This is a genomic window from Pseudomonas sp. NBRC 111140 (assembly GCF_001320885.1).
Lineage (GTDB): Bacteria > Pseudomonadota > Gammaproteobacteria > Pseudomonadales > Pseudomonadaceae > Aquipseudomonas > Aquipseudomonas putida_P.
This window is the reverse complement of record NZ_BCBQ01000046.1, coordinates 1-19,360: the sequence shown is the minus strand read 5'-3', so window position 1 is coordinate 19,360 and position 19,360 is coordinate 1. Positions and strand designations below refer to the sequence as shown.

The 19,360-nt window shown below is 53.1% G+C and carries 19 protein-coding genes; 9 read left to right on the top strand and 10 right to left on the bottom strand.

The features are described 5' to 3' along the window. Positions 1 to 336: 336 nt before the first annotated feature. The 3 genes from APH42_RS15930 (at position 337) to APH42_RS30155 (ending at position 3,359) form a co-directional block, all read left to right on the top strand. Complete coding sequence (locus APH42_RS15930; protein ID WP_060493734.1) at positions 337 to 1,215, top strand: hypothetical protein; 879 nt, start codon at positions 337 to 339, stop codon at positions 1,213 to 1,215. Between the two features lie 1,587 nt (positions 1,216 to 2,802). Further along, positions 2,803 to 3,066 (top strand): antitoxin Xre/MbcA/ParS toxin-binding domain-containing protein, encoded by a 264-nt coding sequence (locus APH42_RS30835; RefSeq protein ID WP_082421405.1) that lies wholly within the window; start codon positions 2,803 to 2,805, stop codon positions 3,064 to 3,066. A gap of 134 nt (positions 3,067 to 3,200) precedes the next feature. Beyond that, complete coding sequence (locus tag APH42_RS30155; RefSeq protein ID WP_177336857.1) at positions 3,201 to 3,359, top strand: hypothetical protein; 159 nt, start codon at positions 3,201 to 3,203, stop codon at positions 3,357 to 3,359. A 141-nt stretch (positions 3,360 to 3,500) separates the two neighbouring features. Here the strand turns inward: APH42_RS30155 and APH42_RS15920 are convergent, their stop codons facing one another. Both APH42_RS15920 and APH42_RS15915 read right to left on the bottom strand, forming a co-directional pair. Further along, entirely contained in the window at positions 3,501 to 3,929 is a 429-nt protein-coding gene (locus APH42_RS15920) for a hypothetical protein (protein ID WP_156352786.1), read from the bottom strand. Positions 3,930 to 4,258: 329 nt separating this feature from the next. Continuing rightward, complete coding sequence (locus APH42_RS15915) at positions 4,259 to 5,233, bottom strand: DNA-binding protein (protein WP_060493731.1); 975 nt, start codon at positions 5,231 to 5,233, stop codon at positions 4,259 to 4,261. Positions 5,234 to 5,406: 173 nt separating this feature from the next. On the opposite strand from APH42_RS15915, the gene APH42_RS15910 reads away from it, so the two are divergent. The 3 genes from APH42_RS15910 (at position 5,407) to APH42_RS15900 (ending at position 8,491) form a co-directional block, all read left to right on the top strand. Further along, positions 5,407 to 6,315 carry a site-specific integrase gene (locus APH42_RS15910; protein WP_060493730.1) on the top strand — a complete coding sequence of 303 codons (909 nt, stop codon included), beginning with the start codon at positions 5,407 to 5,409 and terminating at the stop codon, positions 6,313 to 6,315. A gap of 254 nt (positions 6,316 to 6,569) precedes the next feature. Next, positions 6,570 to 7,121 (top strand): hypothetical protein, encoded by a 552-nt coding sequence (locus tag APH42_RS15905; protein WP_060493729.1) that lies wholly within the window; start codon positions 6,570 to 6,572, stop codon positions 7,119 to 7,121. 92 nt (positions 7,122 to 7,213) lie between these two features. Beyond that, positions 7,214 to 8,491, top strand: coding sequence for a hypothetical protein (locus tag APH42_RS15900; protein ID WP_060493728.1), 1,278 nt, complete (start codon positions 7,214 to 7,216; stop codon positions 8,489 to 8,491). 63 nt (positions 8,492 to 8,554) lie between these two features. Here APH42_RS15900 and APH42_RS15895 read toward each other — a convergent pair whose 3' ends face one another. From APH42_RS15895 to APH42_RS15870, 6 genes are all read right to left on the bottom strand, one after another. Beyond that, positions 8,555 to 9,184 (bottom strand): HNH endonuclease, encoded by a 630-nt coding sequence (locus tag APH42_RS15895; RefSeq protein ID WP_060493727.1) that lies wholly within the window; start codon positions 9,182 to 9,184, stop codon positions 8,555 to 8,557. Next, entirely contained in the window at positions 9,171 to 10,601 is a 1,431-nt protein-coding gene (locus tag APH42_RS15890) for an AAA family ATPase (protein ID WP_060493726.1), read from the bottom strand. The genes APH42_RS15895 and APH42_RS15890 overlap by 14 nt, the downstream gene beginning before the upstream one ends. A gap of 61 nt (positions 10,602 to 10,662) precedes the next feature. Further along, positions 10,663 to 12,225 (bottom strand): nucleotidyltransferase, encoded by a 1,563-nt coding sequence (locus tag APH42_RS15885; protein WP_060493725.1) that lies wholly within the window; start codon positions 12,223 to 12,225, stop codon positions 10,663 to 10,665. 2 nt (positions 12,226 to 12,227) lie between these two features. After that, on the bottom strand, positions 12,228 to 13,538 hold the full coding sequence (locus APH42_RS29875; RefSeq protein ID WP_156352782.1) for an SAVED domain-containing protein: 1,311 nt from the start codon (positions 13,536 to 13,538) through the stop codon (positions 12,228 to 12,230). A 90-nt stretch (positions 13,539 to 13,628) separates the two neighbouring features. After that, positions 13,629 to 14,108, bottom strand: a complete 480-nt coding sequence (locus tag APH42_RS15875; RefSeq protein ID WP_060493723.1) for a lipocalin-like domain-containing protein — start codon at positions 14,106 to 14,108, stop codon at positions 13,629 to 13,631. 9 nt (positions 14,109 to 14,117) lie between these two features. Further along, positions 14,118 to 14,882, bottom strand: coding sequence for an SDR family oxidoreductase (locus APH42_RS15870; protein WP_060493722.1), 765 nt, complete (start codon positions 14,880 to 14,882; stop codon positions 14,118 to 14,120). A 102-nt stretch (positions 14,883 to 14,984) separates the two neighbouring features. Between APH42_RS15870 and APH42_RS15865 the strand changes: the two genes are divergently transcribed. The 3 genes from APH42_RS15865 (at position 14,985) to APH42_RS15855 (ending at position 18,287) form a co-directional block, all read left to right on the top strand. Beyond that, entirely contained in the window at positions 14,985 to 15,920 is a 936-nt protein-coding gene (locus APH42_RS15865; protein WP_060493721.1) for a LysR family transcriptional regulator, read from the top strand. Positions 15,921 to 16,068: 148 nt separating this feature from the next. Continuing rightward, positions 16,069 to 17,178 carry an alcohol dehydrogenase catalytic domain-containing protein gene (locus APH42_RS15860; RefSeq protein WP_082421408.1) on the top strand — a complete coding sequence of 370 codons (1,110 nt, stop codon included), beginning with the start codon at positions 16,069 to 16,071 and terminating at the stop codon, positions 17,176 to 17,178. Positions 17,179 to 17,282: 104 nt separating this feature from the next. Continuing rightward, positions 17,283 to 18,287: an AraC family transcriptional regulator gene (locus APH42_RS15855; RefSeq protein WP_060493720.1), complete on the top strand. Its 1,005-nt coding sequence runs from the start codon at positions 17,283 to 17,285 to the stop codon at positions 18,285 to 18,287. A 424-nt stretch (positions 18,288 to 18,711) separates the two neighbouring features. On the opposite strand, the gene APH42_RS15850 is transcribed toward APH42_RS15855, so the two are convergent. Further along, the gene (locus APH42_RS15850) at positions 18,712 to 19,005 is read right to left on the bottom strand and encodes a LysR family transcriptional regulator (protein ID WP_060493719.1); all 294 of its coding nucleotides are present in this window, start codon (positions 19,003 to 19,005) and stop codon (positions 18,712 to 18,714) included. Then, a complete protein-coding gene (locus tag APH42_RS30830; protein WP_060493718.1) occupies positions 18,992 to 19,312 on the bottom strand; it encodes an antibiotic biosynthesis monooxygenase in 321 nt (106 codons plus the stop codon). Before APH42_RS30830 ends, APH42_RS15850 begins: the two co-directional genes overlap by 14 nt. Positions 19,313 to 19,360: the final 48 nt, after the last annotated feature.

Here is a 19,360-nt window from a genome sequence, read left to right as displayed (position 1 = left end):
CGTCCCAGATCGCGAGTACAGAGGACCATTTTTCGGGTCATGGGTGACCATTGGCTTCATTTTCACCTAGCTCGGTACATCTTGAAAGACCATGATATAAAACAAATCTATCGGTCTGACGTAGGCATTTTTTAGAAAAATCAATAGGTTAACAAATGCGAAAACTTCTGCATTTGTGAATTGAGACAGCAATGACCGCTCCTTGTAGTGCCTCAAGTTTGTCATGTAGTGCTAAGGCTCGATGTGTAGTGCTGCTACATTTTTTGTTGCGGCACTACATTCTGATGCAATCCGTTTCCTCCTTATGGGTAAAGCGACTGCAAAGGAGTAATTGTTATGAGGGACAGCCGGTTGGATTTGCCCGAGATCAGACGTGCTCGAGGCATCGCTTTTTTCGTTTCGGTGGCTGAATGCTATGAGTGTCAAGACAGTGCTGCAGCGGTAGCAGCCTGTGAAGCAGCCCACGACATAACCGTTCTCCCACGAACGGGAACACCTCCAGAACTGCTCAAGCTTTGGCGACGCCGACTCAATGGCGCCGTTGCTTCTGAGGCAGCTCGAGTGAGCTTATATGAGCGCTTTCCCGAGCTCCGTGGCGTTTTCGATTCCTCCTTGTGGAGCTTGCTCAAGCCAGATTTATTGCCCACACGCGTTGAAGAATTAGCGCAATCGTTGCGCTTGAATGGCAAGCAGTTGTTGGGCTTCAGCCCGAAGTCATTGGAAATACTATCCGACTGCCCTCATTGGCAGCGGCTCGCTCCGCTTCTCGCGATCCTTCGTTCGAAATCGAGCTTGTTCCTCATGCAGCGCCGCTGGTTGAGTAAGTCCTTTGCAGCTTTTTGCTGCTTGATGTGTGTGCGACCAGGTCATAGAAAACTGGCAATACCGCTTTGGAAGGCAATTGATTCATTAGAGGACCGGGGCAAGCTGGGTGACATAGCGTTTTGGCCGGCGGACGAGGCGTCGTTCGAGCGCCTCGTGATGAAGCAGATCAAACTGGGTGATCGGCTGATTAGTCGCGGATGGGTCGATGGTTGGGACGATGAATGTCTGCTTTGGCTTTGGTCTTTAGCTGAACCACAACACACTGGGTTAGTGGAATCGCTACTATCCACGGATGTAGTTCCGCACGTCATGAAACCGCCCGCGGTAGCCATTGAAGTGCAACGGGCATTAGTCAAAAGGGCACGATTTGTTGTCACGCTGTCGATGTGAAGAGGGATCAGACCCTCTAGATCACAAAATGTCCTCCGAGCGATAGGCCCAGGTCGGTAATGGTTTGCTTGCTGTGGTACCGGTCGAGGAGCAATACCCTGCCGATGTTCACGCTCGCTCCGGCGTTGATCACATCAAATGAGCGAGTCAGATTGTCATCTACCCCAGACGACAAAGCTCAACGTCACGGTGTTGAGTACATTTGTACTCTAGACGGAATGTCAGGATGATAATCTCATGCCGACACCTACAGAAAATTCCTTGACTGGACGGTGTGGGAGAACCGCTTGTAGCCCCTGGTGAGGCATCGTCACTAGTATCAAAATCCGCAGTTGGCTCAACAGGTTTGCACATTTTTCTGCATAAGTTCCTGTCCACCCTGAATCAGGTGACGCGGGCCTTTCATCGCTTTTCCACTGGTTGAACATGGCTGTTTTCTACACATTTTTTTGCAGGTATTTTTGGACTGATCTACGCGTACTACCGCGGCAGCCGATCCGGACCAACGGACCGGCCAGCCTGTAGCGGCAGCGAGGCACCTAACCTGTCCCACCTGACAGGTCAATGGCCGGCCTTGGGGTGAATCTTATCGCTCATTGAAAGGCTGGCCGAGGGGCAACTTCACTGAGTCCAGAATGCCCAGGGGCTGGACGGATTTTCTCCAGTCTGGATACTTCCGTCACTGTCATCAATGCCGACATGCTTCGAGTCAATCGTTCACCACTTTGTGTCTTCATTGCCGTAGCTGCTTAACGATCTCATAGGGAATGCAAGATTAGCGATCAAATACTTTCTCAGAGCTCCCCTAGCGCAAAGCTCGTTTTTCACTCTTGGTATGCAACGGTGCTCAGAGCAGCTGATGCCCGTTACGATGTCCGTGGCTACGTGTTATTCAGATGGGCTGGGCTTGGCCTGGATCATACCCATTGACAGCTGCGGACTCCTGAATGCCAACTGTCCACATTCCATGGAATGTGGACAGTTGATTTATCGAGATTTCACGATAGTCAAGGTATTCGTCAGGCCAACACACCTTCCTGACGCCTCCGCCGAAGGTGGGTTGGCCGGACGGATACCGAGAGCCAACCGCTAGCCCAGCAGGCCGTGGATACCTTGAGACGTTACCTTGAAGCCTTGGCCGCTGGCATCCCAGATTAGGAAGTTGTGTCGTCACTGCGTCAGCTGTTCAATGGCGTTATAGGAATTTAGAGATTAGCGATCAAAATTTGCCCCAGAGCTCCGGTGATGCAACGCTCGTTTACCAATTTTGTTATGCAACTGTGCTCAAAGCGGCGGATATGCGATACGACGTCCGTGGCTATCTGTTATCGGAGCTAGTCAGCCTTTGCTTAGGCAATCGCGCTACCGTGCCTCTGGCCTATCGCGCCCGTTACGAACGCAACGTGGAAAGCGAGGCTATTGCGTTCGTGGAGTCGTGCACCGCTCAGTTGCTATTTGGCTCGGGACGATTCTCTCCTCATGAATACAGATACAGGGTAGAAGGACCGGCAGCTCCTGGAAGGCTCACCATCGCCAATCAGACCTTCCCGACGCAGTTCGGGCTCACCCAACGGGGCGTTGTGCAACATGACGGTATTTAGAATCCTCGTACTCAGCTCGCCATTTCCTGACAGGTGTTGGAGCCTAAAGCACCGCTGCTTCATGAGGCGCCGCGAACAAATTTTGATGACAGCTGAGCAAGTGTTGGGCAACTCTGAGCTGGCTGAAGCATGGCTCACCAAGCAGGCGATTGGACTTAGCCGGCGTCTGCCGTGCATGCTCTTGGAAACTGATCAGGGGTACACGGAGGTTGTGGATTTCCTGACACGGCTCGATTACGGTGTCTATTGATCGCCACGTATACTCTAGGTAGCAGTTGCTGCCTGCCCCGATGCTGCCCCATTCGAGCACGAGACGACGAAGCGTTTGGGCGGGTCGCTGAGCGTAATACTATCCACCTAAATGTCATGACACGCGGGGTGCCCATGAAGCAGATCAAACACGAACCCAAGCCTCTGATGACCGCCCGTTTTCAAGCAGAAGCACGCCAAACACTGGCCAAGCGCAGCAACCAGAGTCGCTTTCTCGACATCGCTGCCTCCAAAGACCGGAGTTGGGAGCCTGTAGGGCGTCTGGCAGGTTAAGTCTACCTGTAAAAAAGCACTTTCCCGGGTCCAGTGCTGAGCATGTTGTGTCAGCTTTTGACCTCGCTCACGGGGGTAACGTATCGCGATTTGGTACGTCTACGACTTTGGCCAAACCTAGGTATATGGTGAGGCAACCCATCAACCCTGTAGCGCCCCGTACCTCTCACTTCGGGCAGCATCCAGTACCCGCGCCGGGTCGTCCACCATCACATCTTTTGGCATCTGCCCCCCTAGGTAGCTATTGGATGAGCCGAACCAGAGCGCCACAGCCCAGTCTGGCTTGCTGGAACCGAGCGCCGTGATGATGGCTGCCATTGACGAAAATGGGCGGAAGTTGGAAGCGGGGTCAAAGGCATAGAGGGGAAAGTATTCCTTGTCCTCCTGAGCCAGCGAGAAGATGTTGCCCGCGCGTTTCCACTCCTTGAGTTCAGCTCTGGATTGCTCCGTGCTTAACTGTGCCACCACTGCAAACGCATCGACACTCAAGAAATCACCGCTTCTCAGGAGGCGTGCTTTGCCCTTCTCCAGCATGGCCGTTTCACGGGAAAGGGTAGGGCGCATAGACATGGATCTCCGTCCGGTGATCAGTGGCCGCCTACCACCCAATTTTATGATGTGGCTAGTAAGCTCACATCCGGCCTGTGCGGGCGGACCAGGGTCGTGAGTAGGAACCGCCAGGTCGCTGTGGCAGGCTAGGCTAGTGCTGGAGTGTTATGAGGCTATCCGGGAATTTTCTGTTCAGAAAGACTCGGGCGTCAGCTTTTTCTTAAGCGGCCCATGAAAATCTTCAGTTTTGGCGTTTTGCTGCATTTTTTCTTAACTTTCCTGCCCGCATGCGCTGAGGCACACCGCGACGCTCGCGTGTGGAGGGACGACTCCGCGCCAGGCTCAATTCGTCATTGAATTGGGCTGTCGGATGATCCCGGCTTGATCAAGCCTTGCAGGCGTGCCAGTTGTTGCGCCTGCGCCCGTAGGAGGCGCTGGTCATGTCGGTGGGCCAAGAGGTAAGACCTGGACTTCTCGCGTAGCAAGGTAATCTCGCTCGCCATGATTTCTTCCTGCTGATGCGCCTGGTTGATGAGCAGCTTCTCGGCCGCCAAGTGCTGCTGCGCGGCGTTCAACTCACGCTCGAGCTGACGGAGCTGTTGCTGCTGGAAGCCCTGTGCGCCGGTTGAACGTTCCAGATCTCGGTAGAGTTGAGTCAGTTCTTCCTGGCGGACAGCGAGTTGTTCACGTAATCCCCGCACCTCGGCTTGTAACTGACTCAACTGCTGATCATGGCGTTGCAGTTCTTCCTGGCGTTGTAACTGATGCTGCTGGCGAAAGTGCTCCAGGGATTCACGCGCCTGCTGGTGCTTGGACTCGAGCGAGTGAATCGTCGTCGCTCGCTCCTCGAGCAGCTGGAGCTGTTGCCGGCAAGCCTCTTCAAGACGCCGTCGCTCGCCTTCGGCCAGTTGCAGTTGGCCCGTCAGCTGCACTTCACGTAGACGCAACTGCCGGTGGGCCTCCATCTCTGCGGTATGTGCCACCTGCAATTGCTCGAACCGCGCCGCCTCCACCGCACGCTGCTGCTGATAGGCCGCTTGTTGCCGTTCCAGGCGGGCGCGATCGGCGGCGACCGTGGCCTGCGCTTCGTTGGCCAAGCGCTCAGCTAGACTCTGCAGCAGCGCCTGTAATTCTTCCGACAGATTCACCTGTGGGGGATGGGGTTCTGCTACGTCCAGTTCACGCAGGTAGCGAAGGATGGTGGTCTTTGAACCGGTGTTCCCGAGTTCGGCACGCACGGCCTCAATGCTGGGTGACAGACCACGGGCGAGGAGGGCATCCCGTGCTCGCTGCACGAGGGCTTTGTTGATACCGGCGCGGGCCATGGTTCTGCTCCCACTTTTTCGTACTGTTCAATCAGTATGGAAGTACACGTGTACAAGCGCCTGATCCGGTACTAATAATCGGACAGACTGACGTTTGAGAAGCCAAGTTTCTCGAACGTGATGACGCTTTTAGCGGTGTTTTGCCGCGTGCGAGGGTACAGAAGGAGGCGGTGGTGGACACTTCGCCCGATCGCTATTTACAGGCCGCGCGTCGAGCCAGTACCGAGCGGCGCTACGCCCAAGCCATTGCGCACTTCGAAACGGAGTGGGGCGGCTTGCTGCCGGCCTCCAGCGAAAGTGTCGTGCGCTACCTCACGCATTACGGCGACCAACTGACGACCCGAACCCTGCGTGTGAATCTGGCCGCCTTGGCGCGCTGGCACCTGCAATTCGGCTTTAACGACCCCACCAAATCCTATCGGGTGCGCGATACGCTGAAGGGGATTCAGGCGCTGCACCCGCAGCCGGTAAAGCAAGCCGAGGCCCTGGCGCTAAAGGAGTTGGAAACCTGCATCGCCCAGTTGGCCGAAGAACTCGCGGATCCGTTACCGGGGGTGAGGTTGCGTGCTACTCGTGACCAGGCGTTGATATTGCTCGGCTTCTGGCGGGCATTTCGCAGCGATGAATTGAGCCGGTTGCGCATCGAGCACATTCATCTACGTAAGGCGCAGGGACTGGAGCTGTTCTTGCCGAGCAGCAAAACCGATCGCAGCAACCGCGGCCGGTTGGTCAAAGTTCCTGCACTCAAGCGCTTGTGCCCGGTCGCGGCTTATCAGGTGTGGTTGAATGAAAGTGGGCTCACCGAAGGCGCGCTGTTTCGCTCCATCGATCGCTGGGGGCATCTAGGGCAGCATGCACTAAACCCGAATAGCCTGTCGCGGTTGTTGCGCCAGATTTTTCTGCGTAGCGGCGTCGACCCGGAAGGGTACTCTGCTCATTCGCTGCGCCGAGGGTTCGCCACGTGGGCGAGTGAAAACCAATGGAGTAATAAAGCCCTGATGGACTATGTCGGGTGGCGCGATGTGCAGACGGCAGCGCGCTATATCGAAGGCGACGCGCCGTTTGGAGATTGGGCCCGCTGACCGTATGCGTATTCTCATCGCACTTACCTCGCTGCCACTGCCGCGAGAGAGGTTTTCCAAAGGCGTCGGTTCTCGCCAATTACCCGAGAATGCGAAGCTTAAGTGATCATTTATCTTGCCGCGCCGATGGTGATGTATGCTCTGATGCTTTCTGGGAATGCAAAGAGAGAAGAGTGGCAAAGCGGCCGAAGAACTCCATTTCCAAGTCCAGCCCAGACGGTACCAGGATTGAGGGCGGAACTTGGCGTAGGCATATGATCAAGCTTTGGTTGGCTCTACTAGCCGCCTCTCTGACTGCCATGTGGCAGGTGTACCAGGGCTGGCTCTCCTCCACGATCGAGCGCCGTGCCACCGCTATCTGGGCTCATGTATTCGATAAGCCGATGGCGGAGGGGGTCGTCACCCGTCTAGATTTTCGCTTTGGACTGCAAGAAAATGCTGATACAGCGAGGTTCGAGCGCACCCGCGTCACCTTGTGGCCAGGACGGTGTAAGCGGGCAGGCGGTGACACCCTGACGAGGACTTTCGATCGCGATAATTCCCATCAGCATGTGATTCTCCAAGTCTCATGTAACTACAATGGGCGTATTAAGGTCACGCTGACGCCGCTTTTCGGAGAGCAGGCCACGATTTACGATGGCTTACCGAATGACCAAGAAACCCATCCTTTCGCCGGTGTGCCTGGCAGCTACCGTTTCGGACAGCTTCAAATTACACGCGTTTATACCGACACGTCGCGTGTACCGGTTAATAGCTGCCAGTTGATGAGCAGTTGCAATGAACTTGACCCAAGTTATCCTGATTAGTCAATATAGTTGTATGTTACTTTGTAACAGATTCGCGTACACGAGTATCGCTCAGGCGGTGGTGAATTGATCAGCTCTAAGTGGAGGGCAGCGTGCCGACTGCTTTGATTGACGAGTTCTATCAGGCTGTGATATCTGGGAAAACTGAGCATTGGACTCTATTGGAGGAGCGCGCAAAAGAATGTGCAGCGCTGAGGGCCATTATCTGCACGGATCATCCCGGCGCCATAGATTTAGGGCTCAGTTTGGGGGTTGATTCCAATAATTGTATCCTCCCTATTCTGCTTGGTCCGCGCGCTTTTTTTATCTCGGCCATGACCGCCTTAAAAGGGATGCTGCAAGCAGGCCGTTCAAGCGTTAATATTGATTACTCGCTCAGCTTCGATTCTAATTTTGCTGAAAAATTGAAACTATTGATCAATCGAGGGGCGGCAGGTACTGATAAAGAATTGCTTGATGTTGAAAGCGTGCTGATGATCAAGGCGAAAAATAAGCAGGTGCAGTTTGATATACTGCCTTTCCTGTTTGAAAATGTGAGATTGTCACGTGAAAGCCCGAGTAATACACGGCCTGTCGATACGATGGTGGCGTTCCGTGTGTTGGACCATATAAATTGGGCTGTTTACCAACGATCGCGCACCTTTCAAGTCGATGGCATGTCCCTGGATACCTTGAAGGAAAAGCTACGCCCGGATGTCGAAAATGTAATTAGTGAGTTTGAAACGTCCGACGAATTTCTACGGCACGAAGCAACAGCACTGGCCATCGAGACGTTACTGTTGAGGTTAGCGGCGCTTTGGCGCGTGCCTAATCGTGATCCTGAAGTGATTTTTGGACAACTGATTGATTTCTGTAACCTTGAACTTGGTTTTACGCCATTGACGGAGCTCAGCCTGATTTGGAAAGCCATATCCGCGAAGGCTCCAGCGCCATTCCTAGGTCCGTTGTTGGGCAGTCCGAGCACAATGCTCAAGAAAGTTACCGGAATGGCTTGGGATATCGCTCATTTACGCTTACTTGAACGGCTCGCTGCGCAGAAGGCATTTGGGGATTTCTATGTCCCATTCTTCGTCTCACTGGATACTCGATGGCGTAATCTGCTGCGGCTGAATCCTATTCGCTATATGTTTTTCGATGACGGCGCGCGGATGATGCGTTCAGCGCGAGCTGATGAAGAGAGTTTCTTGGACATTTGTCATAAGGCAGCTAAGCAGGATCCAAAACGTATTCTATCCGCTGAGCAGAGTGCACAGCGCAGAAGCTCAGTATTGACTCTGCGCATTGAGGATATGCAACAATTGGTGAAGAAGGAGCGGCGACGCTGGGACCGCGGCGGCGATTATTACCATGCTGTCGCCGATTCCGTCTAGGTCAATGGCAGATGGCCTGTAACAGGCTCTCCTCGCCGGAGCATGTTGTTGCCGCACTGATTGCTAGGCGGGCCTGTAGTGTGAAATAGCTTTCACTTCGGCTGCATTGTCTGCTGATAGCTGATTGTATATAGCAATTTCAGTTATGTAACCTGCGCGCCTGGCGGTAGCGATAGTGGAGTCCAGCTCGAAGAATGCAATCGTTTCTTCTCCTTTTGGGGTTATATGTTCTACAAAAATAGCATCGCTACCGCCGCGTGAGACAAAGACGATTTCTTTCGTAGGTATGTCGAAATAAGGGTGAATTAGATGAAACTCACAATCGCTGTAGTTTTTATTGTAGCGCTTGACCATTGGCTTAATGCCTTTTAGCATTCTATTGCAGTAACCACAAGCTGCAAAAAGGTTCTCGGTGATGAACATGAACTCTGGCCAGCCGCCTTTTTGATCCTTGTGCGCGAAATGCTCTCGGTCTACAAGCTGTCGCATCAATCCGGTGCCACAGTATACACACCTGTTATCCTGGATTTTAAGCAGTTGCTCAAGAAGGCTGGTTTTGTACGCCTTCATCTGATTAGTCTGTAAGTCCCATTGCTTGGCCTTGTGTGGCTTCAATCCATCAAGGTAGTCAGTTGTCGACTTTTCGAATGCCGGTAATTCGGTGATGTTTAGATACCATTCACTGATTGGCATTGACCAACTCCGTAATGTTTTTGATGACTCTGTGGAGGGGGTCTGACTCGTTAAACACTAAACGCTCAAACTTTTTCTTCAGTTGCGAGAGCCGAATGTGGTCCTCCGGCTTACTTGAGATTAACTTCAGCGCTTCGGCAAGATCACTTTCGAAAGCTAAGTTTCCCACGGTTCTTACATCAAAAACATCATATAGGATGTGGTCGGCGCTCCATGCGTATGTTGAGTATTCAACGTTTCTGACGCACAGCTGTTCGTCCTTGTTCTCGAATACGTGAAGTGAGCTGGTTTCTTTCTCAAGATCCGATATGATAAAGTGTGAGTGCGTAGCGATGATAACGTGACTGCCAGGGAATGAGGCAAGTGCGCGCTTCAATAATGCCACATATTTTATTTGCCAACTTGGGTGCAGGCTAAGCTCTGGCTCGTCAATAAATATCAGGCAGTTCGGTCTCGCATGCCGGATAAGGCTGGAGAATGTGTAGAGTAGTTGGGCTTCCCCTGAGCTGGAGTGACCGAATCCAAACGATTTTTGTGTATGAAGCTTCTGTATATTCAAGTCGACATCTGAAATCATGCCGATACGGCGAAAAACATTAATTCCGAAATAAAGGTCGCTGTAATCGGCTAGGGTATCGTTGAGGTCTATGGTCACGCTGTTGTTACGGCCGGTAAACTTCTTGTTGGCCAAGCCACTGCATGCTCGAGCAGCATCTTCATAGCTGAAGCTACGAAACATTTGGACTTGCAGTCTGGAACTTTTACTTGAGTAACTTTGCGCGGCCAGCACTACAAGGCCCGGGTCAGCCACTAGCTCGTGAAACTCCTTGAGATTCTTAAGGCTAAAGGTTACTTCGATTGTGGGCGAAATGCCTAGATATTTAAATAGTTCATAAAGCGAGTGGTGATGGTGTCTTAAGGGGATGTTAAGTAGGTTCTCGATTGTGCGACGTGAAAGCGTCGCCGTCCAAGACGCATTGGACGTCTCACGTACACCACAGTATCGATAAAAGTCGTCTTCGTCTGAGTCAGCATAGGGGAACTTATCATTGACGGTGGAGCTGATGGCCAAAAGTCGTGACGGTAAGGGGAGATCAAAGGCAGAGCCTTCCTCTCCATCGATGGTAAAGCCCACGCCAAAGTCGCCAGCGACGCACTCCACCAAATCACCGTTGATGTAGTACTTGAACTGCAACTGCTCGGTGATAGCTCCTTTCTTCTTAACCGTACTGAATTTTCCGTGCTGGTTTTTTGCTTCTGAGAGCAAGCGGAATGATTCAATCAGCGATACGATAAAGCGGGTCTTTCCTGTAGCGTTCCCGCCGACAATGACACTCTTGAATGGTGCTGCTCCTCCTGTCGATGGCGCAACAAATTCCTGATTTGTGGGCTTGAGAACATGTATCAATCTGAACAAAATATGACTCCCGCAGCGCAGCAGCACTTCCTACAGATATTCTTGGTTGTTAAGTGTTGAGCTAGAGGATGTTGACAATGAACGGTCCGCTGCGCGCGACACAGTAGCCGTCCTTGACGATCAAGCATTCCATGCTGTGACTACCGGAATACAATGTGCTCTCGCGTTTCTCAAGGCGCCCTGCTTGGACTACCCCCTCGTCGAACCCCCCACGCAGTGCCCGCCGTCGGCTGGCATCCTCCCCTGTATTAACCACTTGCCAATAGACCTTGTATGGATAGACCACGCTAGTTTTCGCATGGAAAACCAGGCTCGAATTCTTCGGCAGGGCGGCGGCATCACTGCCTAGGGAGTAGGGCTGGTAGCCATTGCGAGTGACGGTCATTTCAGAAATATGCACGCTACCTCTGGCCAAGTCAGGCCAGGCCAGGGGCTTGCGATGGGGGGCATCTAGGATTTTGCGTATTTTGCTGCTGACCCGCCCCCTGGCCAAGCTCAGGTTAAGGCCTGATGAGGCTTTTGATGGAGTGACGGCATCTTCTACCAGTTGGCGTCCCATGCGCGGCGACAGTGCATCTATAAAGTCGTCAGTATCATCCATGCGCATGGCGATTTCAAAGTCGGTTCGTGCCATCGACAACCAGTCAAAGAAGGCGTCTTTTTTTTCAGGAGACGCCTCCCACTTGTCCGCGAAATTCTCTCGGGGGTCTGTAGGATTCTCGATCCAATAGACACCGTTGCGGATCTCGATATGCTCTGACATCCGAGTCAGGATGCCCTGGAGGGCACCACCAATGGTTACCTCTTGTTGGTAAGCATGGGCAGACAACGTCGTGAGAATGATCGAGATCGGTCGAATATCAGGTTCTTCACTGAATCGAATGTCGCGGTGTCGTTTTAGCAGCTTTACCGCGGCCTGCAATGGAGTGCGAACCCGGTGTTCAGGAATTTCTTCGACCGATGCGTGTTCTTTTAGCGCCATGCCGTGTCGCTTGGCATTGAACACTTCTTCCATACGGGAGCGAAACCATTCCGAATAGCCTTTGGGATTGCTGCCAGGCCAGTTGGCGCTAGGGCGCCGGTACTCTACGTGCTCGCGGTCGGTGATTGCCATGGCATGATCAGCCCATTCATTCTGGTGCCCGAGCGACTCGATCAACTGCCGTTGGCGGACACCATCCGGAAGGGCGGGCAAAACATCCATATGGAACTGTGCGCCATCGGCGTAGTTCAGCGTCCAGCAACGTCGCGCCTCGACCGGGGGTGCCATGCTCTGGCTGAGGGCATAATCTTCAAGTTCGAGCCCTAGTAGGCCCTTTAGCCCCTCTTGGGTGTAGTCCAGTTTGGATGCCTGGATTTCGCAAACAATGTCGAGGTCATAGTCCTCAGCGTCATTGAGTGGCTTGATGACTGTACCTAGGCGAAACGAGCCCTGAGGAAATATCGTGGTGGTATGACCCGCTAGCCGCGAGGCAGGTCGATCGAGCCAGCGACCTACCGACTTGTAACTTCGCTCAGCGGCCTCATAGCGGCTGGCCGGGATTTCCAAAGCATCGACCAATTGAGTCAGCATCTGCTCCGATTGATCAGTCGGTCCTACCGGAGTGAAGGTTTCCAGCTTCATGCTCAGGCCTCGAATGGCAAGGTCAGCCCGCGTTCGTAGCGGTTAGGGTTTCGTTGCAGGTTATGAATGGTCATCGAAAGGCTTCCTTTGACCTGAATTCGACCCATCGCTATGGCACAGGAAACCGGCAGCGATCCGAATACATGGACATGCGCGTTGTGGCCATGATCACGCTCAAGCACGCTCAGCAGTTGCCTGAATGCCGCCATGAAGGCTTTCACGTCAGCAGGGGCCTGAACGATATCGGGGATGACGTCGCTCGCGGTGAAATGGTAAACAGGTGCTCCCGGAAGAGCTGCTTCGACCAGATCGAGGTGAGTAGGGAAAGACAGCTCGCACAACACTGCAATATCGCCCCCCCGCTGTTGAGCGGGACCAGCCAAGTGCACGTAACTGAAGACCGGCACAGGTTGTCTGCGTTCTTTTGGCCAGCACCAGGTCTCAGGGTCTCGATCATACTGATGAATATCGATATCGATCGTGGGACCAAGCGGTTCCCGACCTGGGTTGATTTCGTCCCAGATGGGTTGGTAGATCATGGCTTTGCGAGTGTCGGGGATGAGGTTGCCCAGCAGGGCCAGTACGGGGATTGGCGCTATTCCAAACAAACTGAAGTGCTCGACCTCACTAAGTTTCTTGTGTGCCCCTTCAAGGAGCTTGGCTTCAAGCTTCCGCAGGGTCAGCTTACTCGCCATTGCCCAGAACGCTGGATCGCTGTCGAGCTTATCGACTTCAAGGAGGTCGAGCAGGTCGATGTGGATGGGGTGGTTAAGCGCGGGGACGAGACCGGCGTCCACGATTGCCATGTTGATGTCATCGATTACGAGCGGTTGCAGTCGCGTTTGCCCCACGGCGGCACTGATATAGACAGCCACACTTTGTGGTTTTTTGGCGAGTTCCATGAGGCGTTGTACCAATGCCTCTTGGTCGTGCTTCAGCTTGAGCAGCCACTCTGTGGGAAAGAGCACCTCTCCCCGACGTTTGTCATCAACGATCTTGTGGCAATCGCGGCACAGCAGGAGGTGATTCTCCAGTTTGTCAGCCAGAGCTGCAGATTTCTCCTTCGTTCCGCGAGTGCCATTGACGGAGGAGGCGGTGATGTGAGCATTCTCCGAAAGGTTGTAGGCTCTCCAGCTTAGGCGGTCACGGCTGACATCCTTGTTACATCGTTGGCACCTACCAGCAGCGCGCCCCCACAACAAGCGTTGGTCTCCTGCCCCCAAGTCGCCATTGCGGCCTTTCTCCTTAGGTTGGGCTGAAGCGGCTTTTTTTGCGACGCGGAGGAGGGGCGGCTTGCCATATGCGTCTTCCATTTTAAACGCCTGTATCCATATACATGATGGCGCATACTAGCATTCCACTTCTGTGGTGGGGAGATCGTTTAAACTACTTCGGACTGTGAGTCATCCCCGCTCCATTAGCGGTCGATGGGGGAATGGCGACTTTGCCCTACGCCAACGAATCCTTGCGTTTACTGCACGTCCGCTAGAGCGATATTGACTGTTATTGCCAAGCTCCAAGACATCTCCCGCAAGCTTCACCGTTCGCGGCTGCACCTGGCCTATCCAGTTCGGAAACATTGAAACTGCGATGGTGTGGGTGAGCTGACCCGATTGCTCGTCCACATTGAAGGGGCCGCAGTAGGAGATGTACGACAGCCCTTGGGCGCGGTATTCCGCATCGGTACCTTCAAACCAGTCACCCGAGAAAAACGATGCCCGATTTGGCATGCTCAGCTGAGCCGACATATAACCATCTGCTGTGTAAATTATGAAGCCTTCAGGATGTTCGCCGAAGGGATGTACGGGCTCGGATCCGTCCACCGGGTATTCTGTATAGGTTTCGAGCAACCAGGTTCCAATCAGTTTTTCGCGCATGCTCATGGTCGTACCTCACATTGTCTGCTGCATGTCGTTGTCGATTGGCAAAAGCTGTCCTGAAATAGACTTGCCTGCGTCCGATGCGAGGAAGACTGCTAGTTCTGCAATGTCCTTCGGGTCCACCAGGCGTTGGAGTGACTGAACAGAAAACGCCTTGCTGCGTTCTTCCTCCACGGAATTGCCGCTGAGATTGGCCCTACCTTTGAGCACGTTCTCGAAGCGTTCACCTTCGACAGCCCCGGGCAGAATGGCGTTGACACGAATACCATACGCGCCGAGCTCACGTGAGAGACTTTTGGTGAAACCAATCAGTCCCCATTTACTGGTTGAGTAGGGGGATCGATCTGGATAGCCCAGTCGCCCCGCAACAGAAGACATGTTGATAATTGATGCCTGGGATGAACGCTTGAGCGCAGGAACAGCCAGGCGCGTGACGTTGAAGGTTCCATTGAGGTTTATCTCCATGACCTGATCCCACTCATTGGGATCAAGTTGCTCAATGGGGGCAGTGGGCCCGGATACTCCGGCATTGTTGACGAGCACATCTAAACCACCCATGGCTTCGATGAGGCTTGGAATGCTGTGTTCAAGGCTGCTGCGATCAGCTACATCGCACACCGTGGTGCGAATACCAGGAAGCTCTAACTGAAGGCGGTTCAAGGCGTCAGAGTCGATGTCGACTACCGTTATGTCAGCTCCGCGATTGCTGAACGCCAGAGTGATCGCATACCCGATACCAGATGCTCCCGCCGTGATCAGTACTCTCTGTTTGGTCATGGTCCATTTCCAATAGCGTAGGTCTGCAGAACAATAAATTCGTGCGAAGCTATCCATGAAATTGTTTATCGTTATGCGACCTATCATCGGGATGGATTGGTTATGGACCTGTCGCGTATTGATCTCAACCTTTTGGTTTCGCTGGACACGCTACTGGCTGAGTTGAACGTGACTAAGGCAGCTTCACGCCTTCACATCAGCCAGCCGGCAATGTCTGCGCAGCTTTCACGCTTGCGCGAGCTGATGGGCGATCCGCTGTTGGTCCCGATTCAAAAAGGCCGGAGCATGACCCCCACCGCCCGGGCCATGGCGCTACGGGGACCTCTACGCTCGGCATTGAAGAATCTCGGTTCAGTCATTCAAAGTGAGCTGGGATTTGATCCTTGGAATGACAAGAGAGTCTTCCGGATAGCCGCCTGTGATACCGCCTTGAGCAACATCTGTCAGCCGTTGATTGCCTCGATCAGCAAGCACGCTGGTACCCAAATTCAGGTCTCGCTCAATGCCGTTGATCCTGGACTCATTGGAAAGCAAATGGAGGAAGGTGTTTTCGATCTGCTGATCGACTCAAGCCGCGGCGTTCCGCCGGGGATCAAATGCACAACGTTGGGGACCGATGAGTTCGTTATGGCGCAGCGCAAAGGGCACCCTCGTGGCGGCGAGCCTCTTACCCTGGATGGGTACTGTGAGCTCGATCATCTTGTCGTATCGCCAGAGCGGGAGAGCTTTAGGGGCTATATGGATGAGTATTTACGCTCCTCCGGCATGAGCCGAAGGATCTACCTCACCGTGCCGACCGCTGGGATGGTTCCAGGGATTCTGATGTCGACGGACTTGGTCTGTACGATGCCTCGCATGCTTATTCAATCCCAGAACGATGCCATCGAGACGTTTGAGTTGCCATTTGAAAGCGAGCCTTTCCATCTCGTGATGGCTTGGCATCCGAGGGACGATTCTGACGCGGCTATTAGCTGGCTGCGTCAGTTGGCCCAAGATCTGGCCGCACCCCTTCAACCGCCATCGAGCGGCGTCAAATAATTTCGTTATCTGGATAGCGTCTACCCGACTTGGATAGTCAAGTTGGAAGTCGAGCGGATAATTGGAGATGTGGCCGATGTGCCGGTCACACCTCAATGGCTTGCAAGAGCCCTACAGCCCTGACAACGAAAAAAAGAGGGTTAGCTTCATGCCAGGTACGATGTTGGCTGCTCGCCTCCACGAAGTGGGTGGCAAATTTACCGTGGACGAAATTCCGCTTCCTCTTGTTGGAGAGCATGACGTCCTGATCAAAACTGCCGTCTGTGGCGTTATCCCGAATCTACGTAACGTCGTCACAAATTTCCCTGAGTGGTACCCGTTTTTACCTCTACCTGAGCTGCCTGCTGTGTTCGGGTTGGACGCCGCTGGCACCGTGGTATCGGTTGGCCGCTCTGTGAAGAATTTCAAGGAAGGTGATCGGGTCTATGTCAATCCAGGACTGAGTTGCGGTAGCTGCAAACAGTGCCTGGCCGGGCTTCCGACGCGGTGTGCTAGCTACACCTTCATGGGCTATTTCGGATTTAGCCCGTCATCGAAAGAGGTATTCCGCGAGTATCGCCATGCAGGGTACGCCCAGTATCTCCGAGCACCTGCACGTAACCTGATCACGTTGGCAGATGACTTGCCGTTTGCAGTAGCCACGCGTCTTGGATACCTAGGTACCGCTTACTCTGCGTTGAAAAAGCTCGAACTCACACCAGGTAAGAGCTTGCTGGTACTGGGTGCCTCTGGAACCTTGGGTATCGGTGCGACCCTTGCCGCAGTGGCGATGGGCGTGACGGACATCATTGTGGCAGCACGAGATGGGGCTGTGCTCGAACGACTTCGCCAACTGGCGCCAAAGCGCATTCGCACCCTGCAGATCACGAGTACCGATTTGAACCCAAGCATTCGTGAAATGGCTCCGTTCGGAGTTGATGCAGTCGTTGATACGCTTGGCGCGAAGGCTCCTGCGGAGCTTTCTGTTTCTTCCATGAGCGCCGTCACGTCGGGAGGAAAAATCGTACAGATCGGCGGTGTAAGCGGGCCTATTCCGATCGATCCACACCCGTTCATGTGCACTCAGCTTCAGTACATCGGCTCCCTATGGTTCACCACGACTGAAGCTCAGGAGTTGATGGCGTTGATCAGAGCGGGTTTGCTCGACACCAATCAGTGGGCACCTCGCCCCTACACATTGGACCTGCTCAACCAAGCCCTTGAGGACATCCAAACCGATGCGAGCGGCTTCTTGAACTACCACATCGTGCACGAATAACGGCGAAGCATGGCGACGACACAGATCGTCGCCATGGCGTTGTTCTCAACTCCCTTATGTTCTAGGTTGCTCGTATAAGTCATTGCCATTTCCGAGGGCGTTCCATGGCCTGGCCCAATGTCCATCCATTCACACCTCCTGATCAGGTCCTAGCGGATTTCAGCGTATGCGAGTCGTCCGACCTAGAGCAGGCGGTGCTGTGCGGTGAGCAGATGTTCTGCAAGAACCGGCTTGAGAAGAAGGGAGCTGACTTCAAAGCTCGATTTTTTCATCGATCAGCTGGCGATGCTGGGGTTGCCAGAATGTCCTTTGGGGGAGAGGTCGCGATCCATCCAGGGAAGCTGGATGACATCGTACTGGTCCAGTCGGTCCTCACCGGACATGAGCACGTGATCAGTGATCAGTTGCGCCTCACCTGCAACCCGGGACATGCCACTGTTTTCAACTACCACCAGCACTCCTTCTTCAACCATTTCCCTGGCACTGACAAGCTGCTCGTGCGCATAGACCGAACGCTGCTGGAAACCATACTACAACGTCAGCTGGGGAGGAGTATCAAGCAAGACATTTACTTTCAGCCGCACTTGCCCACGGATACTTCCGCTGGTCAGAATTGGCTGCAGACATTGGGCTGGGCTTACAGCCAGTTATCGTCCAAGTCATTACCTTCATCGTATCTAGAAAGCCAAATTGGTGAGGTGCTGGCCTCATCTTTGCTCGAATTTCATGAAAGTAACCACAGCCAGGCGCTGCGTGAGTCGGCCGAAAAGAAAGTAATCCCTGCGGTTGTTCGGATGATTGAGGAGTTCATGGAAGAGCATGCGCAAGAGGCGCTCACGATCTCCCAAATTGCAAGGCACGCTGGCGTGACTGCTCGAACAGTTCAGCTGAGCTTTCAACGTTATCGTGGGCTATCGCCTATGCAATGGCTAAAGGAAATTCGCTTGCAACGCGTTCGTGTTGAACTCGAAACCAAGCAGCTCTTTGGGGGGGAGGTGTCGTCCACGGCATTGAAATGGGGATTTACTCATCTCGGTCGATTTTCCGCTGAATATAAACAGCGATTCGGAGAATCACCGTCCATGACGCTCAGGCGGCGAAGCAGCTAATGAGCTCTGCTCCATATTTTTCATCACCAACTTCTAAGGTTAACCCTGCGCCTTGTTTGTAGGAAGGTATTTATCGAGTAGGTTAACTGGCGTATCGATAGTCACTATTAGTAGGTTCGATTTCACAGGTTAGAGGCTTTCCATTATTGTGACTCTCGATGAAGTGAGGCCCGGTACCCCTCTTTGTAACAGCCGAGTGTCCTTCATTTGCCCCTTTGGTGTTGCCGCTTGCCTGCAGGCGGCTTTTTTCCAAAATCTATTTTTTCATTGCGTCTTCAAATAGCACGTAATGGCCTCTTGGTTCCTTGGGGTGGAATAAAAACCTCCCTTTACTATGGCCGTTAGGCCATAGTTTTTTTCGTCCCCGTTTTTCAGAAGCTGAAATTGTCTGCAAAGTGGCGTTTGATATGCTTAGTGAATAGCGCTATCCAGTGTGCTGTGCATCCAGTGTAGCAAGCGCTTCCTGCAAGGTATGGAATGCAGGCTCTAGAGTGATAGCGAGCTGGTCGGCCCGCTTAGTTGGTATCCAAGCGCGCCTTCCCAGAAATAGCTCGTCGCCAAATCGTTTGCGAAGCTTGGCTATAGTGTTACTGATTGCTGGCTGCTTCACCCCCAAACGTTCAGAAGCTCTTGTTACACCTCCCTCACGATATACCACCAAAAAAGTGATCAGGCTATGCAGGTCTGCTTCCAGCAAGATTTTCTCAAGGTTCTGCATGTTGACCCCACATATCGGTTTCCATAAATAAGGACCTAAAGGAGATGCTTCGGCAATTGGATGTCAAGCACTCCGTCAGCGCTATGAAACTAGAGCTTGAAAAATGATCTATCATATGTTTCTGATCATTCCAGAAACCGCTTATGATCATCGAGCTGAAATTTTTGTTTAGCGCAATTGTTGAATAGTTCATGCAGCCCGGCACGGTTCGGAGCACATTGACCAGCTCGTCAATGACTAAAAGAACATCATCGTCAGGACGGTTATCAAAGCGGATCTCTAATGCGCTTACTGATATCAACTCCATTGCTATTCCTCTCGATTATAAATTGGTGATGACTCACCACTTTGGGTC

What these genes read in the sequence shown, in the direction of transcription:
- APH42_RS15930 (WP_060493734.1), top strand. Translation starts at nt 337, where the DNA reads ATGAGGGACAGCCGGTTGGATTTGCCCGAGATCAGACGTGCTCGAGGC.
- APH42_RS30835 (WP_082421405.1), top strand. Translation starts at nt 2,803, where the DNA reads ATGACGGTATTTAGAATCCTCGTACTCAGCTCGCCATTTCCTGACAGG.
- APH42_RS30155 (WP_177336857.1), top strand. Translation starts at nt 3,201, where the DNA reads ATGAAGCAGATCAAACACGAACCCAAGCCTCTGATGACCGCCCGTTTT.
- APH42_RS15920 (WP_156352786.1), bottom strand. Translation starts at nt 3,929, where the DNA reads ATGTCTATGCGCCCTACCCTTTCCCGTGAAACGGCCATGCTGGAGAAG.
- APH42_RS15915 (WP_060493731.1), bottom strand. Translation starts at nt 5,233, where the DNA reads ATGGCCCGCGCCGGTATCAACAAAGCCCTCGTGCAGCGAGCACGGGAT.
- APH42_RS15905 (WP_060493729.1), top strand. Translation starts at nt 6,570, where the DNA reads ATGATCAAGCTTTGGTTGGCTCTACTAGCCGCCTCTCTGACTGCCATG.
- APH42_RS15895 (WP_060493727.1), bottom strand. Translation starts at nt 9,184, where the DNA reads ATGCCAATCAGTGAATGGTATCTAAACATCACCGAATTACCGGCATTC.
- APH42_RS15885 (WP_060493725.1), bottom strand. Translation starts at nt 12,225, where the DNA reads ATGAAGCTGGAAACCTTCACTCCGGTAGGACCGACTGATCAATCGGAG.
- APH42_RS29875 (WP_156352782.1), bottom strand. Translation starts at nt 13,538, where the DNA reads ATGGAAGACGCATATGGCAAGCCGCCCCTCCTCCGCGTCGCAAAAAAA.
- APH42_RS15875 (WP_060493723.1), bottom strand. Translation starts at nt 14,108, where the DNA reads ATGAGCATGCGCGAAAAACTGATTGGAACCTGGTTGCTCGAAACCTAT.
- APH42_RS15870 (WP_060493722.1), bottom strand. Translation starts at nt 14,882, where the DNA reads ATGACCAAACAGAGAGTACTGATCACGGCGGGAGCATCTGGTATCGGG.
- APH42_RS15865 (WP_060493721.1), top strand. Translation starts at nt 14,985, where the DNA reads ATGGACCTGTCGCGTATTGATCTCAACCTTTTGGTTTCGCTGGACACG.
- APH42_RS15860 (WP_082421408.1), top strand. Translation starts at nt 16,069, where the DNA reads ATGCCAGGTACGATGTTGGCTGCTCGCCTCCACGAAGTGGGTGGCAAA.
- APH42_RS15855 (WP_060493720.1), top strand. Translation starts at nt 17,283, where the DNA reads ATGGCCTGGCCCAATGTCCATCCATTCACACCTCCTGATCAGGTCCTA.
- APH42_RS15850 (WP_060493719.1), bottom strand. Translation starts at nt 19,005, where the DNA reads ATGCAGAACCTTGAGAAAATCTTGCTGGAAGCAGACCTGCATAGCCTG.
- APH42_RS30830 (WP_060493718.1), bottom strand. Translation starts at nt 19,312, where the DNA reads ATGGAGTTGATATCAGTAAGCGCATTAGAGATCCGCTTTGATAACCGT.